We start from the raw sequence: 16,159 nt of genomic DNA on the forward strand, positions 1-16,159 counted from the left end.
TTTCACGGGATCCATCACATGTCCGACGCCTCCTCTTCTTCGTCTTCCATCCGTGCGATCGTCACGGGGCACACACGCGGTCTCGGCGAAGCACTCGCCACAGCGCTGCTCGCACGCGGCATTCCGGTGCTCGGTCTATCGCGTAACCGGCATACGACGCTCGTCTCGCGCGGCGAGGCCACGTTCGACCAGGTCGAACTCGATCTGTCGAATGTCGAGCACATCGCGCAATGGCTGGCCCGCGACCCTCTGCAGCGCTTTATCGGCGATGCGCAACGCGTGGTGCTGTTCAATAACGCGGGAACCTTGCGGCCGATCGGTCCGCTCGATGTGCAGGATCCGTCGTTCGTTGCGCAGTCGGTCATCCTGAACGTCGCGGCGCCCCTGATGCTGTCCGCCGCTTTCACCACCGCCAGCGCCGGCGCCGCGGACCGGCGCATCGTTCATCTCTCGAGCGGCGCGGCGCGCAACGCCTATGCGGGCTGGAGCGTCTATTGCGCAACCAAGGCCGCGCTCGATCATCACGCGCGTTCGGTGGTACTCGATTCGAGCCGCGCATTGCGCATCTGCAGCATCGCGCCCGGCACGCTCGATACCGACATGCAGGCCGAGCTGCGCGAATCGACGGTTGACCGGTTCCCGATGCGCGAACGCTTCGTGGAATACAAGCGCACCGGCAAGCTGACGACGCCGCACGATGCCGCGGTCAAGATGATTGACTACGTGTTGAGCGACGCATTCGGCACGACACCGACCGCCGATCTGCGGGAACTGCCATAGCGGCACAGCACGCGGCGCTATCGCCGTTTCGGGCAGCAGATACCGTTCGAATATTTTTAATCGGCTACCCAGTAGCCGATTTTTTTAGACAAACCCTCAGACATTTTTTTTAACCGCCATTCGTTGTAGCTTGGCCAGACAAACTCATGGATAAACGAGGTTTCTGGCAATCATGTCAGTGCTACTGAATGTATGCGACATAAGTACATTCGAAGCGGCACGATCTCGGCACAACTGACCGATATATGGAACACGTGCGAGAAAGGCGGTATGAAGTACTGGACGGTTTACGAGGAGTGGCCGCGATCAGCGTCATGCTGATGCACTACTCCGAAAATACGGCGAATCCGCTATTCAAGAATGCGGATATCGCGGTCGATCTGTTTTTTATTCTGAGCGGCTTCGTGCTGATGCACTCGTACAGGAAAAAACTCCTGTTGGGACTCAGTGCCCGCGAGTACATCAGAAAGCGCATCATCCGCCTCTACCCGATGTTTGCCATTTCAATGGCAATCGGTATTCCCGCGTTATTGATTGCCGCGGCGGCCCGCCTCGCCGACTATCCGCTGCGCGCCATGATCGTCGCATCGCTGAACAATCTGTTGTTCATGCCCTACCTCGGCGATCACGGCGTCGGCAACTTCGTGGGCGCCGCCGCGCAATTCCCCGTCGAGAAATTTACCGTCGGCGAAGTCTTTCCGGCCAATCCGTCGGCGTGGTCGCTGTTCTTCGAAATGGTCGCGAGCGTCGCACTGCTCGCGCTGGTGCGACTGCAAAAACGCGATCTGATGCGAATCATCGCTGGCAGCGCGCTTCTGCTGCTCGCCACTGGCGCGTTGCTCGGCTGGGAGAACAAAGGCGCGGTACCGATGTTTTTCGGCGCGGGTTGGGGCACGCACAACTTTTTCGTGGGCTTCATTCGCGTCGCGTATGGTTTCACGATGGGCGTGCTCGTGTACTTGCTGCATGAAAAGCCATTGCCGCGACGCTTCGGCCGCGTGCTATCGGGCATGATTCGCCACGACATCACACTTTACGTGCTGCTGACCGTTATCGTCGCGTGCCCGTTCGGCATCAAGGGCCTCTTTCCGATGGCGGTGATCTTCGCGGTCGCGCCGCTGATGGTCTACCGCGGCGCGAGCATCGCGCCGAGCGGACGCATCGGCGCACAGCTCGCGCATTTCCTCGGCTGGCTGTCGTATCCGGTTTACTGCCTGCATTTCCCGATCGGCCGGCTCGTCTTTATCTATTTCCCGCACAGCGAGCAGCATCCGGTACAGGCGATCGCGGTATCGGTCGCGCTGACCGTCGTGGTCTCCGTGATCGCAACCAGGCTGATCGAAGAGCCGGTGCGCGCGTATCTGACGAGGAAGTTCGCACCGAGAAAGCGCGATAGCCTGAAAAAGGCCGGTTCGGTTGTTTGACAGCGGTGACCAGCAGCAACCAGCGGTACACCCATACCGCGCGCTTCCCGAAAATCCTCACCTTTGCGTTCGTTCGCGGCCGCCGCTTCGCATCGGCCCTCGCAAATATCCCTTAAAAAGCGCTGCTTTCGCTGCGTCCAAACAAAAAGCGAGTGCCCAGGGCACTCGCTCCCGAAAACGCTCACCTTGATCAGCCGCACACCGGAGCGGCAGATCAAGGCCATTCGCGACGCACGCGTCAAACTTTCCGGCGGCTGCGGCGGAACTGGTCGAACAGCACGGCGAGCAGCAGAATGCCGCCGCGAATCAGGTACTGATAGAACGTCGGCACATTCAACAAGCTCATTGCGTCCTGCACCGAGCCCATGATCAGCACACCGACAAGCACGCCCGAGATCGTCGCGACACCGCCCGTCAGCGACACACCGCCGAGCACGCACGCCGAAATCACGCCGAGTTCGAGGCCTACCGATGTCTTCGGATCGCCAAGGCTCATCCGCGATGCGAGCATCACGCCGGCAAATCCCGTGACAAGCCCTTGCAGCACGAACACGGTGATCTTGATGCGTGTCACCGGCAAACCGGCAAGCAGCGCCGCTTCGCCATTGCCGCCGACCGCGAGCACGTTCTTGCCGAACACGGTCTTGCGCAGCAGGAAGCCGAACAGCACGAAGCCGACGATGTTGCTCCAGATCGGATACGAGATGCCGAGGAACGAACCGCCGCCGAGATCGAAAAAGCGCTCTTCCGAGATCATCACCGCATCGCCGTTCGACGTGATGTACGCAAGGCCGCGCACGACTTCCATCATCGCGAGCGTGACGATCAGCGAGTTGATCTTGTAGCGCGCGACGAGCACGCCGTTCACGAGTCCGACCGCGCCGCCCGCCAGCACGCCGCCGGCGATACCGAGCATGACGCTATGCGTCGCCGTGATCAGGGTCGAGGCGGCCACCCCCGAAAACGCGACGATCGACGCGACCGACAGGTCCACTTCGCCGAGCGCGAGCACGAACATCATCGTGACCGAAATCGAGCCGATCAGCGTGACCGACAGCAACAGGCCCTGCATGTTGCGGCTCGTCAGGAAGTCGGGCACGGTCACCGACAGCACGGCAAACAGGATGATGAACACCATCACGATGCCGGACTTGTTGATCAGATCCCACGTGCGCGCGGCGTGCGACGACGCGCCGGGCTGCACGGCACGAGTGGCTTGGGTGGTCGGAGTTTGCATGGTCATCTTCATTCAGTGGCGCGCGAGCCCACGCGCCGTTGCTGTCGGCGGCTCAGTGCGGCAGAGCCAGTTTGATCAATTGGTCAGGGGTGGCCTGGGCCTTCGGCAGATCGCCGACAACGCGCCCTTCTTTCATCACCAGCACGCGATCGGCAATGCCGATCACTTCGGCCAGGTCGCTCGAAACGACGACGACCGTGCGCCCTGCTTCCGCGAGTTCATACAGCAGTTCGTAGATTTCGGAACGCGCGCCGACGTCGATGCCCCGCGTCGGTTCGTCGAGCAGAAAAATGTCGATGCGCTCGGCGAGCCAGCGCGACAGAATCACTTTCTGCTGATTGCCGCCCGAGAGCGTGCCGATCGCGGTTTCGGTGTTGCGCGTCTTGATCGACAGTTTGTCGATGTACTCGCGCGCGAGGTCGCGTTCGCGCCTCGCGTTCAACAGGAAGCGCGCCGCGCTGAAATGGCGCCGCGCGCTGATGTTCAGATTGTCGGCCACCGACGCGATCGCGACGATGCCTTCCTGCTTGCGGTCTTCCGGGCACAGCGCAATGCCGGCGCGCACCGCGTCGCGCGGCGTCGAGAACGCCATCGGCTTGCCGTTCAGTTCGATATGGCCCGCGGTCGGCGCAACGGCGCCGTAGATCAGCTTCATGAGCTCCGAGCGCCCCGCGCCGACGAGCCCGAAAAAGCCGACGATCTCGCCCTTCTTCGCCGTGAACGACACCGGTTCCGACAGCCCCGGCCCGAGCAGCCCTTTCACTGCGAGCTGCACGTCGCCGGTCTCGCGTGCACGGTAACCATAGACATCCCGAATCGACCGGCCGACCATGCAACTGATCAGCCGGTCGCGGTCGAGGTCTGCAACCGAGTCGAACGTTTCGATGCGACGCCCGTCACGGAATACCGTGACGCGGTCGCACAGTTCGTAGACTTCATCCATGCGGTGCGTGACGTAGATCACTGCGCGACCTTGCGCGCGCAACGCATTGATGATTCGAAAAAGATTTTCCGTTTCCCGCGCGGACAGCGAACTCGTCGGCTCGTCGAACGCAATCACGCGTGCATCGCGCATCAGCGCCTTGCCGATCTCAATCATCTGCCGCTGCCCGATCGACAGGCGCTTGACCTGCGTGTTCGGGTCGATCGATTCGCCGAGACGCTCGAGTTCGTCGACCGCGCGCTTGACCAGCGCCTTTTCGTCGAGCACACCGAAGCGGTTCGGCAACTGCCCGAGCATCAGGTTTTCGGCCACCGTCAGTTCGGGGACGAGATGCAACTCCTGGTAGATGATCGCGATGCCGGCCTCGATCGCCGCCTTCGTCGTCGTGAACTTGTGCTCCACGCCCGCGAGGCGCAGCGCGCCCGACGCGGGCTGATTCACGCCCGACAGCACCTTCAGCAGCGTCGATTTGCCCGCGCCGTTCTCGCCCATCAGGCCGTGCACTTCACCGCCGCGCACCTGGAACGACACGTTGTCGAGCGCAAGCACGCCCGGGAAGCTCACGGAAATTCCGTCGAGCTCCAGATACGTGCCGCCCTCGGCGCGCGGCTTCGCTTGCTGCGTAGCGGCGCTTGTTTCAGCATTGACCGTCATCGTTGATGTTTCCGTTGTTGCATCCCGCAGTACTGCTACTGCGCGTTACATGAGGCGAGCCTCGCGAAGAGACCGGCCTCATGGCGGACCCGCTTAAATCCCGAGTTCCGCGCGCACGTCCTTCCAGTTCTCGCGCGTCATCAGCTTGCCGGTGGTCTGCGTGTCAGCCGGCGGCTGCTTGCCCGACTTGATCCAGTCGACGAGGTTCTGCGTGCTCTGCTTGCCGTGGTTCGTCGAGCTCACGGCGATCGTGCCGTAGAAGCCCGTCGCTTCCTTCTTCTGGAACTCGGCGAACGCTTCGCCCGCGCCGTTGATGCCGACGCCGATCACGTCCGAACCCGGGATATGCACCTGCTCGGTGGCGCGCACGCCGCCCAGCACCGTCTCTTCGTTGAGCGCGAAGATCACCCACTTCTTGATGTTCGGGTGCTTCGACAGAACCGGCGAGGCCGCGTTGAAGCCGCCTTCGTCGTCGGTCGTCTTTTGCGGCGCGTCGAAAATGTTGTCCTTCTTGAAGCCGTTGGCCAGCAGCGTTTCGGTTGCGCCGTCGGTGCGCAGCTTCGCGGTCGGCAGTTCGTAGTCGGTGATGCGGATCGCGCCCACTTCTTCCGGCTTCCAGCCGCGCTTCTTCATTTCGTCGCTGATCGCCTGGCCGACCTGATTGCCGATCTTGAACGCCGACATGCCGAGGTGCGGCACGCCCGCGAGCGGCTTGCCGGTCGAGTCGACGAGCTGGTCGTCAACCGTCACGAACTTCATGTTGTAGCGCTTCGCGCGCGCCTGAATCGCCGGTCCGAGACGCACGTCCGGCGGGCAGATCACGAAACCTTGCGCGCCTTGCGCGCCGAGGTTGTCGATCGCGGCGAGCACTTTCTCGCCATCAGGCGTGCCGATGTTGACCACCGAGAAGCCTTCCTTCTGGCCGAGCGCGGTCGCTGCCTTTTCTTCGTTGATGAACCATGCCTGCTCCGGCATCTTCACGAGCACGCCGATCTTCAGCGGCGCGTCGGCGTGAGCGGACAGGGGCAGCGCGAACGGCGCCGCGCACATGGCGGCCACGAGCGCGGACAGCGTCAGGCGGCGAATCGGGTTGGTCATGCGTGTCTCCTTTGAGTCGTCGAATCGTAGGTGCGGTTAAGTACGTTGATTGCTCTGGTTGCGCTTGTTGCTCTGGTTTCGTTTGTCGCGGTTGTTGCGGTTGTCGCGTTTGTTGCCTGAATTGCCTTGATTGCGGCTTCCTGCGCACGTCGATGCCCTCGGTGCTCGCGGCGCCGCTTTTCTCTCATTGCCTGTTTTTTTCCTGCTCAGTCCTCGAAAGGCTCGACTGCATGGTGGCTGCCGAGCAGGAACGCATCAGCCACAAGGCGCAGCGGACGCACGTCGACGTCCTGCTCGCCGTGATCGATCAGCCACTGGAAACGCTCGTACAGCGCCGGATATTCGCGTTCGGCCGCCAGATCGACAGGCTTGCCCACGATCGACAGGCGCTTGCCGCCTTCCGTGAGGAACAACGTGCCGTCGCTCGTCGCGACTTCGATTTCCCATTGCTCGACCGGGCCATAGCGCCAGTCGAACGATGCATGCACAGGCACGCCCGCTTCGTCGACGAAATCGAGTTCGGCGGCGATCGGCGTCTGACGGTTCGACGGCACGTACAGCTCAGCCGACTTCAGAATCACCTCGCGCGGCAGCATGCGCGTGACGATCGACAGCGCATTGATGCCCGGATCGAACACGCCGAGACCGCCCGGCGTCCAGATCCATTCCTGGCCCGGGTGCCAGCGCCGCACGTCTTCCTTCCAGCGCACCTGAACCGATTGAATCGCACGTTGCGCCAGCCATTCGCGCGCCACTTCGACGGCCGGCGAATAGCGCGAATGCCACGTGGCGAACAGCGTGCGGCCGGCTGCACGCGCCATTTCGCGCAGCACGTCCACTTCATGGACGCTCGCGCCCGGCGGCTTTTCGAGCATCACATGCTTGCCGGCCGCGAGTGCGGCGCGCGCCTGATCGAAGCGCACGTGCGGCGTCGCGCACAGCGAAATCGCATCGAGATCGGGCTCGCCTTCGAGCAGCGCGTCGATGGTCGGGTAGTTGCGCACGCCTTCGACTGACGCATTGCGGCTCGCGCACGCGACGAGTTCGAAGCGCTCGAGCCCCGCGATCGCGGGCAGATGCTGGTCGCGCGCAATCTTGCCGACGCCGACGATACCGATCGAAAGTTTTCTGTTCATACCGCTGCTTTATCGTTGATGTTTTAACGGTTACGCTCAGCGGCCCCAGCGCAACGCAAGCGGATTCGCTTCGCGCGCGAGCTCGAGCAGTTCGGCGCGCGTCGCGCCCGACAATGCTTCCAGTGGATGACGCACCGCGTCGCTTTTGATCACACCGCCTTCCATCATGACGGTTTTAGCCGCACGCAACCCGCACTGGCGGTTTTCGTAGTTGATGAGCGGCAGGATGCGCGCGTAACCGGCGCGCGCCTCGTCGCGGCGGCCGGCGCGGAATGCGTCGAACACGGGCCGGATCAGGTCCGGCAGCAGCGCGCTCGACATCGTGCCGGTCGCGCCGGCGTCGAGGTCCGGCATCAGCGTGATCGCTTCCTCGCCGTCGAACGGCCCTTCGATCGTGTCGCCGCCGGCGGCGATCAGCGCGCGCAGCTTGGCGGCCGCGCCCGGCACTTCGATCTTGAAGTAGCGCACAAGCGGCAATTCCCGTGCGACACGGGCGAGGAACGACACCGACAGCGCGACGCCGGAAAGAGGCGCATCCTGAATCATGATCGGCACGCCGGCCGCATCGGCAATGCGCGCGAAGTGCTCGAACATGGCGTTTTCGTCGACGCGCAGCGAGGCGCCGTGATACGGCGGCATCACCATGATGATGCTTGCGCCCGCGGCGACCGCACGCCGGGCGCGCTCGCTGGCGATCTGCGTACTGAAGTGGCTGCAGGTGGCCATCACGGGAACGCGGCCCGCGGTATGCGAAAGACACAGATCGACGAGCGTGTCGCGCTCCGCGTCGGTCAGCACGAACTGTTCGGAGTAGTTGGCGAGAATGCAGATGCCGTCGACCTTCTGATCGACCATGCAATCGATCACGCGCCGCTGGCCGTCGAGGTCGAGTTCGCCCGACGCGGTAAACGGCGTCGGCGCGACGGGGAAAAGACCGGAGAAGCGAGGCGAGTTAACCACTATTTGAGACTCCTGTTGTTCTGCCGTGCGCAACGAGCACAATCCGAGGCGCAATCTTGAATTAGCCAAACTATATGCGCGAGCGATCCGTCTAGTGATTAGTGTTTTCCCCCATTCTCGCAGCATAAAAAGTCATTCTATTTGGTCGCCAGTAAGAGTAAATTCCCGATATGCGGCACGTAATACTGGTGTCATTGGCTCACGCGCTCCAGAATTCAACCGACGCCGCCGCAGCCAAAAGTCTAGCTACAGCGAGGCTTGGCACGGATGGCCGGCATCGCATATAGTCTTACTATATTGAACAAATCCGATCGAGACAACATGACTGATCAACCCCGCAAGCTCCGCTCGGCCCAGTGGTTCGGTACCGCCGACAAGAACGGCTTCATGTACCGCAGCTGGATGAAGAACCAGGGCATTCCGGACCACGAATTCAACGGTAAGCCGATCATCGGCATTTGCAATACGTTCTCGGAACTGACGCCTTGCAATGCGCATTTCCGTAAGCTCGCCGAACATGTGAAGCGCGGCGTATTCGAAGCGGGCGGCTTCCCGGTCGAATTCCCGGTGTTCTCGAACGGCGAGTCGAACCTGCGGCCCACCGCGATGTTCACGCGCAACCTCGCGAGCATGGACGTCGAGGAATCGATTCGCGGCAATCCGATCGATGCGGTCGTGCTGCTCGCCGGCTGCGACAAGACCACGCCCGCGCTGCTGATGGGCGCCGCAAGTTGCGACGTGCCCGCCATTCTCGTGACCGGCGGGCCGATGCTGAACGGCAAGCATCATGGCCGCGATATCGGATCGGGCACCGTGGTCTGGCAGCTATCCGAACAGGTGAAGGCCGGCAAGATTTCGATTCACGAATTCATGTCCGCCGAAGCGGGCATGTCGCGTTCGGCCGGCACCTGCAACACGATGGGCACCGCGTCGACGATGGCGTGCATGGCCGAAGCGCTCGGCGTGACGCTGCCGCACAACGCGGCGATTCCCGCCGTCGACGCGCGGCGCTATGTGCTCGCGCATCTGTCCGGCATGCGCATCGTCGAGATGGCGTTGCAGGACCTGCGCCTGTCGAAGCTGCTCACGCGCGAAGCATTCGAAAACGCGATCCGCGCGAACGCGGCGATCGGCGGCTCGACCAACGCGGCGATCCACCTGAAGGCGATTGCCGGCCGCATCGGCGTCGAGCTTTCCCTCGACGACTGGACGCGCATCGGCCGCGGCACGCCGACCGTCGTCGACCTGCAGCCGTCGGGGCGTTTCCTGATGGAGGAGTTCTATTACGCAGGCGGCCTGCCCGCCGTGCTGCGCCGCCTCGGCGAAGCCGGCCTGCTGCCGCATCCGGACGCGCTGACGGCGAACGGCCAGTCGCTATGGGACAACGTGAAGGACGCGCCGAACTACAACGACGAAGTGATCCGTCCGCTCGACAAGCCGCTCGTCGCCGACGGCGGTTTGTGCGTGCTGCGCGGCAACCTCGCGCCGAACGGCGCGGTGCTCAAGCCGTCGGCCGCGACGCCCGCGCTGCTCAAGCACCGCGGCCGCGCGGTCGTGTTCGAGAACTTCGACGACTATAAAAAGCGGATTGTCGACCCGGAACTCGACGTCACGGCCGATTCGGTGCTCGTCATGAAGAACTGCGGTCCGAAAGGCTATCCGGGCATGGCTGAAGTGGGCAACATGGGCCTGCCGCCAAAGCTGCTCGCACAAGGCGTAACCGACATGGTGCGCGTGTCCGACGCGCGCATGAGCGGCACCGCGTACGGCACCGTCGTGCTGCACGTCGCGCCTGAAGCGCGCGCGGGCGGACCGCTCGCGGTCGTGCGCGACGGCGACTGGATCGAACTCGACTGCGACGCCGGCAAATTGCACATCGATATTGACGAAAAGGAAATGGTCGCGCGCCTCGCCGAATGGAAGGAAGCGCAAACGCCGAATCCGAAGGATGCGACCGGCTACCGGAACCTGTATGTCGAGCACGTGCTGCAGGCCGACGAAGGCTGCGACTTCGACTTCCTCGTCGGTTGCCGCGGCGCGGAAGTGCCGTCGCATTCCCACTGAGCATCTCGCACCGAGCATTTCGCACGGGTAATTTGCGCGTTCAGCGCGCTCGGCGTGGATAGGGCCTTAGAGGGCCTTAGAGGGCCTTCAAGGCCCTATCCCGCTTTCTCTTCTTCAGATGAAGCCGGCAGGATCGCGATGGTTGCGCCGGCAACCACCTTCGCCGGGGCGCGCGGGCCGCGACCCGCGGCGTTCACCGTGCGCCCGCGCCCGTCCGGGCCGCCCTAGCCTAGCCCGCGGGCAGCGAGTCCCAGAATCGAATCGGCATCGGCGCGCGCGTTCTCGAGCTGCACGAGACTCGCCTGCCGCGCACCGAGCGCATCGCGGTTCAGGATCGCCGTCAGGATCGCCTTATGCCGCGGCAGCGACAGCGCATGCGTGTCCGGATGGCGGCTCGTCAGCTTGATCGACTCCGATAGCGCAAGCGACATCATGTTGCCGATATACGCAAGCATGTCGTTGTGCGTTGCAGCCATGATCGCGCGGTGAAATTCGAGGTCCGGCTCGAGCAGCGCGCCGGCGTTCTGCGCGTGTTCCATCTGGTCGTAGGCGGAGTTGATCCGCTTGAGGTCTTCGTCGGTGGCGGCTGTCGCCGCGAGTGCCGCGGCCGCCGGTTCGATGATGCGCCGCACCGTCATCAGCGCGCGGAAGAACTCGCCTTCCGGGATGCTGTTGAGCGTCCAGTACAGCACGTCGGGATCGAGCATGTGCCATTCGTCGCGCGCGCGCACGATGCTGCCCACGCGCGGCTTCGACACGACGAGCCCTTTTGCCACCAGCACGCGCGTCGCTTCGCGCAAAACCGGCCGGCTCACTCCATACTGTTCACAGAGGGCGGATTCCGCCGGCAGCCGCTCGCCCGGCTGCAGCCGCCCGCTGACGATCTCGATGCCCAGTTCCTGCACGATGCGGGCATGCATGCTTTTTCGTTGCTGGAGGTGCCGATAGTCCATTGCCGTTTGTTTTGGAAGCCGCTCGAATGCGGACTTTGTGCGCGGAACTGATTGCGGCCGAACCGCTGTCGACCGGCACACAGGGGCGGGGCCCGCCGGGGTGAGCCAAGCATAGCATGCGAGTCGCGTGTTGCGGCCTGGTACAGAGACCAGGTAAGACGAGCAGGTTCGCTTTTTGCTCTTGTCGGATGGGCGGAAGATGCACCGCCTTTTTCGCGAGGGACATGACGATGAAACGTAAATTCTTCGCTGTACTGCTGGCCTTGATTTCGGCCGGCAATGGTGTCGCGTTCGCCGCATCGTCGGATAAAGACGGGAACAAGGCATGCCGTCACGACGCTTTCCGGCTGTGCTCATCGGAAATTCCAGACAAGGAGAAGATCGAGGCCTGCATGAAGGAGCACTACGACCAGCTGTCGCCGCCATGCAAGAAGATGTTCCAGTCCTCGTCGTCCGACAACGATGGGAAGTAAAACTCAAAACGGAGAGTACTCATATGAAGACTTCAGCTCATAACAGACGCACCATGAAGTCCACCACGAAGCTCGCCGCGTGGCTCGCGGGCGCCACGCTCGCGATGGGAGCGGCAACCGGCGCTTTCGCGCAGGACAACGCGCCGACCGGCAACACGCAAGGCGGCGGCACGGTACAGCCGGCGAATCCGTCGGCGAACGGCACGGCCAATCCGGCACCGGGCGCCGCGAGCATGACCAAGGCACAGCGCAAAGCCGCGCAAAAGCAGGCGCGCAAGGAGGCGCGCGCGAAGCGCAATGCCGAACTCAAGCAGCTTGAACAGAACGGTTACCAGCCTGGGCGCGACGATCCGAATTACCCGCAAGATCTGCAGAACGCGCAGAGAAAAGCCGGCATCGGGCAAGGCGGGAGCCAGTAGCCGGCGCACGCGGCAGCGCGGCGTGCGAGGTGCGGGCTGCGGGGCACGGCTCGCCCGACACCGCGCCGTACGGGCTTGTCATACGGCCGGGCCTCGCGGCTGAAGCAGCGGGCCAGCCAACATTTCACGCCGTAAGCGTTGCCGGAACCGGCCGCGGCGCTGCGCACCTCGTGCACGCGGGCAAAGCGTCTATGTGATACTTCGGACGCTCGAAGGCCGGTATGTGCGCTCGCATTGCGACATCCGGCCTTGGTATACGACAATCCGACAAGCCCACGCTATTCCAGCCAAAAATGCCGACATCACTAGAACAAGCAGACGGGAAGCCCGGCAGGACCGCCGGCGTCACCGCCGTCGACCAGGCAAATTTCAGGCGCATTATCCGGCGCAATATCGCGCTGCCGCTCGCAGTCGGGCTCGTGACGGTCGCCGTGTTCGCCGTACTGATCGCGTACCTCGTTTCGACGATGAACTGGGTCGAACACTCGGAGCGGGTGATCGGCGATTCGAACGAAGCGCTGCGCCTCGCGGTCGATCGCGAGTCGTCGCTGCGCGGTTTCCTGCTGACGGGCGACGACGATTTTCTCGCGCCATATCAGGCTGGCCAGCCGCGCTTCCAGTCGCAGATCGCCGATCTGACCGGGCTGGTGTCGGACAATCCGCCGCAAATCGAAAGGCTCAAGTCCATTCAGGCGATCCAGGCGCGCTGGAACGCCTACGCGCAGCAGATGATCGACCTGAAGCGCAAGCATCAGGACGTCACCGACGTCATTGCGGCCGGCCGCGGCAAGGCCGAATTCGACGAGACGCGCCGCATATTCGGCGAATTTCTCGAACTCGAGCAAGGTCTGCGACATCAGCGCGCGGATGCGGCGCGCAGCCTGACCGGCACGACCGTCGCCGTGTTCCTGGTGTTCAGCCTGTTGATCAGCGCGCTGCTCGCGTTTCGCGGCCGCCGCGATCTGCTGAATCTTTCCGCCAACTACGACGCGGTGCTGCAGCAGCAGGTTGCGCATACCGAGCAGCTGCAGCAGCAGGTCTGGCTGCGTTCCGGCCAGCGGCTGCTCGCGGAGAAAGTGATCGGCCAGGCGACGGCGCCGCTCGTCGGCCGGGCGATTCTCGAGTTTCTGGCGCAATACCTCGACGTCGTCGTCGCCGCGCTGTATGTGCGCGACCGGATCAACGGCGAATTGCGGCGCGTTGCGACCTACGGCTTCAGCGCGGAGAGCGAACAGAACACGCGCAACTTCCATGACGGCGAAAGTCTGGTCGGCCAGGCCGCGGCGTCGCGCCGGACCATCGTCCTTCACCAGGTGCCGGACAATTACATCAAGGTCGTTTCCGGCACGGGCGCGGGCGCGCCGACCAGCGTGATCGTGCAGCCGATCGAAAACGACGGCGCCGTGAACGGCATCGTCGAAATGGGTTTTATGCGGGCCGCCGACGCGCGCGATCAGGAATTCCTGCAGCTCGTGTCGACCAGCATCGGCGACTTTATCGAAGCGGCGCTGTATCGCGAACGGCTGCAGGATGCGCTCGCCGAAACGCAGCAGCTCAACGAGGAATTGCAGGTGCAGCAGGAAGAGCTGCGCGTGTCGAACGAAGGTCTCGAGGAACGCGGCCGCGCGCTCGTCGACTCGCAAGCGCGGCTCGAAGCCCAGCAGGCGGAACTCGAACAGACGAACGTGCAGCTCGAGGAATACGCGCAGCGGCTCGAACGGCAGAAGGCCGATCTGCTTTCCGCGCAGGACGAACTCGCCGCGAACGCCGCGCGGCTCGAACAGTCGAGCCGCTACAAGTCGGAGTTCCTCGCGAACATGTCGCACGAGCTGCGCACGCCGCTCAATAGCTCGCTGATTCTCGCGAGACTGCTGCAGGAAAACCGCAACGGCAATCTGACCGACGAACAGGTGCGTTACGCGGAAACGATTCACGCATCGAACAGCGATCTGCTCGTGCTGATCAACGACATTCTCGATCTGTCGAAGGTCGAGGCCGGGCAGATTACGATCGAGCCGGTCAGCGTGTCGGTCGACGCACTGCTGCGGTCGCTGCGCGAAATGTTCGAGCCGATGGCGACCGCGAAGCATCTGCAATTCTCCGCGCAGCGCGCGCCCGGCGTGCCGGATACGATCGTCACCGACGGCCAGCGTCTGACGCAGATTCTGCGCAACCTGCTCGCCAATGCGCTGAAGTTCACCGAGCGCGGCGAGGTCGTGCTCGACATCGCCGCCGACGAAGCGGGCGTGCTCCGTGTCGACGTGCGCGACACCGGTATCGGCATCGCCGAGGACAAGCTCGAGATGATTTTCGACGCGTTCCAGCAGGCGGACGGCTCGACGAGCCGTCAGTTCGGCGGCAGCGGCCTTGGGCTATCGATTTCTCGCGAATTCGCGCGGCTGCTCGGCGGACGCATCGGCGTGGTCAGCGACCTTGGCCGCGGCAGCGTGTTCACGCTGTGGCTGCCGACCGGGTTGCCGGCCGAAGCCGCGGCGACGATGGCGCAGGCCGCGCCGACGCCAGCGGGAAATGTGGGCGGCACATCGTTGGGCACGTCGGGCGCGTCAGGCATATCCGGCGCATCGGGCGCGCCGGTCATCGTGGGCGACGCAAGCGCCGCCGCAGCGCTTGCACGCGCCGCCGAACGCGGCGCGGCAGCCACGCCGGCGGGCACAGACAGCGGCGCCGCGCCGCGCGCCTCCGAGACATCGGCGGCCAGCACGCTTACCGGCACGCGCCCCTTCGGCGGTTCGCGTGCCGACGCCGCGCGGCAACCGATCGACGACGACCGCGACGACCGCAAGCACGACCAGCGCCTGATTCTCGCCATCGAAGACGAACTTGCGTTCGCCGAAATCCTGCGCGATCTCGCGCACGAACTCGAATTCGACTTCATCCACGCGACCGACGCCGCAAGCGGCGTCGCGATGGTGCGCGACCTGCAGCCGACCGCGGTGCTGCTCGACGTCGGCCTGCCGGACCGCTCGGGTTTGACGGTCCTCGAATGGCTGAAGAACGATCCGGCCACGCGCCACATTCCGATTCATATCGTGTCGGCCACCGATCATGCGGAAAAAGCGCTGCACCTGGGCGCGGTCGGCTACACGCTGAAGCCCACCGCGCGCACCACGCTCGAGGCCGCGATTCGCCGCCTCGAAACGCGCCTGCAGCAGCATATGAAGCGCGTGCTCGTGATCGAAGACGACCACGCGATGCGCGAAAGCATCCGCGCGCTGCTGCAAAGCGACAGCACCGAGATCGTCGCCGTGGCGACGCTCGGGGAAGCACTCGAAGAACTCGACCGTACGCAGTTCGATTGCGTCGTCACCGATCTCGCGCTGCCCGACGGCACCGGCTACGATCTGCTCGAACGGATGGCGGCGGACACGGCCCTGCAGACGCTGCCGGTGATCGTCTACACGGGCCGCATGCTGTCCGGCGACGAGGAACACCGTCTGCGCCGCTATTCGAAGTCGATCATCATCAAAGGGGCGAAGTCGCCCGAACGGCTGCTCGATGAAGTGACGCTGTTTCTGCACAGCGTCGAATCGTCGCTCGCGCCCGAGCAGCAGCGCATGCTGCGCACCGTGCGCCAGCGCGACAACGCGTTCGAAGGCCGCACGATCCTGCTCGCCGAAGACGACGTGCGCAATATCTTCGCGCTGTCGCATGTGATCGAGCCGCTCGGCGCGAGGCTCGAAATTGCGCGCAACGGCCGCGAAGCGCTCGATCTGCTCGAACAGGGCGCCGACGTCGACCTCGTGCTGATGGACATCATGATGCCGGAGATGGACGGCCTGACCGCGACTGCGCAGATTCGCGCCAACCCGCGTTTCTCGCAGTTGCCGATCATCGCGCTCACCGCGAAGGCGATGGCGCACGACCGGCTGCGCTGTCTTGAAGCGGGCGCCGACGACTATATCTCGAAGCCGATCGACGTCGACAAGCTGATCTCGCTGTGCCGCGTATGGCTGCGGCAGCGATAGGGCGCCCGGTCGAACGCGTGCCGGATCGAATG

Annotated in this window: 12 protein-coding genes; 6 read left to right on the top strand and 6 right to left on the bottom strand. The window is 63.8% G+C overall.

Annotated features, from left to right (window positions below; genetic code table 11):
- The first annotated feature begins 18 nt into the window (after nt 1-18).
- Entirely contained in the window at nt 19-780 is a 762-nt protein-coding gene (locus tag ACYPXD_RS19155) for an SDR family oxidoreductase (RefSeq protein ID WP_459714543.1), read from the top strand.
- Between the two features lie 245 nt (nt 781-1,025).
- Nucleotides 1,026-2,204 carry an acyltransferase family protein gene (locus ACYPXD_RS19160; RefSeq protein WP_459714546.1) on the top strand — a complete coding sequence of 393 codons (1,179 nt, stop codon included), beginning with the start codon at nt 1,026-1,028 and terminating at the stop codon, nt 2,202-2,204.
- A gap of 238 nt (nt 2,205-2,442) precedes the next feature.
- Here the strand turns inward: ACYPXD_RS19160 and araH are convergent, their stop codons facing one another.
- From araH to ACYPXD_RS19185, 5 genes are all read right to left on the bottom strand, one after another.
- A complete protein-coding gene (araH, locus tag ACYPXD_RS19165) occupies nt 2,443-3,441 on the bottom strand; it encodes an L-arabinose ABC transporter permease AraH (protein ID WP_459714548.1) in 999 nt (332 codons plus the stop codon).
- A gap of 52 nt (nt 3,442-3,493) precedes the next feature.
- The gene (gene araG, locus ACYPXD_RS19170; RefSeq protein ID WP_459714550.1) at nt 3,494-5,038 is read right to left on the bottom strand and encodes an L-arabinose ABC transporter ATP-binding protein AraG; all 1,545 of its coding nucleotides are present in this window, start codon (nt 5,036-5,038) and stop codon (nt 3,494-3,496) included.
- A 93-nt stretch (nt 5,039-5,131) separates the two neighbouring features.
- Complete coding sequence (locus tag ACYPXD_RS19175) at nt 5,132-6,136, bottom strand: arabinose ABC transporter substrate-binding protein (protein ID WP_459714552.1); 1,005 nt, start codon at nt 6,134-6,136, stop codon at nt 5,132-5,134.
- A 206-nt stretch (nt 6,137-6,342) separates the two neighbouring features.
- Nucleotides 6,343-7,272: a Gfo/Idh/MocA family protein gene (locus ACYPXD_RS19180; RefSeq protein WP_459714555.1), complete on the bottom strand. Its 930-nt coding sequence runs from the start codon at nt 7,270-7,272 to the stop codon at nt 6,343-6,345.
- Nucleotides 7,273-7,308: 36 nt separating this feature from the next.
- Nucleotides 7,309-8,232 carry a dihydrodipicolinate synthase family protein gene (locus ACYPXD_RS19185; RefSeq protein WP_459714557.1) on the bottom strand — a complete coding sequence of 308 codons (924 nt, stop codon included), beginning with the start codon at nt 8,230-8,232 and terminating at the stop codon, nt 7,309-7,311.
- Between the two features lie 321 nt (nt 8,233-8,553).
- On the opposite strand from ACYPXD_RS19185, the gene ACYPXD_RS19190 reads away from it, so the two are divergent.
- Entirely contained in the window at nt 8,554-10,296 is a 1,743-nt protein-coding gene (locus ACYPXD_RS19190; RefSeq protein WP_459714559.1) for an IlvD/Edd family dehydratase, read from the top strand.
- Between the two features lie 224 nt (nt 10,297-10,520).
- On the opposite strand, the gene ACYPXD_RS19195 is transcribed toward ACYPXD_RS19190, so the two are convergent.
- Nucleotides 10,521-11,249, bottom strand: coding sequence for a FadR/GntR family transcriptional regulator (locus tag ACYPXD_RS19195; RefSeq protein WP_459714561.1), 729 nt, complete (start codon nt 11,247-11,249; stop codon nt 10,521-10,523).
- Nucleotides 11,250-11,479: 230 nt separating this feature from the next.
- Here ACYPXD_RS19195 and ACYPXD_RS19200 point away from each other — a divergent pair, with 230 nt between their 5' ends.
- The 3 genes from ACYPXD_RS19200 (at nt 11,480) to ACYPXD_RS19210 (ending at nt 16,127) form a co-directional block, all read left to right on the top strand.
- Nucleotides 11,480-11,722 (top strand): hypothetical protein, encoded by a 243-nt coding sequence (locus tag ACYPXD_RS19200; RefSeq protein ID WP_459714563.1) that lies wholly within the window; start codon nt 11,480-11,482, stop codon nt 11,720-11,722.
- A 53-nt stretch (nt 11,723-11,775) separates the two neighbouring features.
- The gene (locus tag ACYPXD_RS19205) at nt 11,776-12,141 is read left to right on the top strand and encodes a DUF4148 domain-containing protein (RefSeq protein ID WP_459714942.1); all 366 of its coding nucleotides are present in this window, start codon (nt 11,776-11,778) and stop codon (nt 12,139-12,141) included.
- Between the two features lie 293 nt (nt 12,142-12,434).
- Nucleotides 12,435-16,127, top strand: a complete 3,693-nt coding sequence (locus ACYPXD_RS19210) for a response regulator (RefSeq protein ID WP_459714565.1) — start codon at nt 12,435-12,437, stop codon at nt 16,125-16,127.
- Nucleotides 16,128-16,159: the final 32 nt, after the last annotated feature.

The organism is Paraburkholderia sp. 2C (assembly GCF_054589215.1).

What these genes read in the sequence shown, in the direction of transcription:
- ACYPXD_RS19155 (WP_459714543.1), top strand. Translation starts at nt 19, where the DNA reads ATGTCCGACGCCTCCTCTTCTTCGTCTTCCATCCGTGCGATCGTCACG.
- ACYPXD_RS19160 (WP_459714546.1), top strand. Translation starts at nt 1,026, where the DNA reads ATGGAACACGTGCGAGAAAGGCGGTATGAAGTACTGGACGGTTTACGA.
- araH (WP_459714548.1), bottom strand. Translation starts at nt 3,441, where the DNA reads ATGCAAACTCCGACCACCCAAGCCACTCGTGCCGTGCAGCCCGGCGCG.
- araG (WP_459714550.1), bottom strand. Translation starts at nt 5,038, where the DNA reads ATGACGGTCAATGCTGAAACAAGCGCCGCTACGCAGCAAGCGAAGCCG.
- ACYPXD_RS19175 (WP_459714552.1), bottom strand. Translation starts at nt 6,136, where the DNA reads ATGACCAACCCGATTCGCCGCCTGACGCTGTCCGCGCTCGTGGCCGCC.
- ACYPXD_RS19180 (WP_459714555.1), bottom strand. Translation starts at nt 7,272, where the DNA reads ATGAACAGAAAACTTTCGATCGGTATCGTCGGCGTCGGCAAGATTGCG.
- ACYPXD_RS19190 (WP_459714559.1), top strand. Translation starts at nt 8,554, where the DNA reads ATGACTGATCAACCCCGCAAGCTCCGCTCGGCCCAGTGGTTCGGTACC.
- ACYPXD_RS19195 (WP_459714561.1), bottom strand. Translation starts at nt 11,249, where the DNA reads ATGGACTATCGGCACCTCCAGCAACGAAAAAGCATGCATGCCCGCATC.
- ACYPXD_RS19200 (WP_459714563.1), top strand. Translation starts at nt 11,480, where the DNA reads ATGAAACGTAAATTCTTCGCTGTACTGCTGGCCTTGATTTCGGCCGGC.
- ACYPXD_RS19205 (WP_459714942.1), top strand. Translation starts at nt 11,776, where the DNA reads ATGAAGTCCACCACGAAGCTCGCCGCGTGGCTCGCGGGCGCCACGCTC.
- ACYPXD_RS19210 (WP_459714565.1), top strand. Translation starts at nt 12,435, where the DNA reads ATGCCGACATCACTAGAACAAGCAGACGGGAAGCCCGGCAGGACCGCC.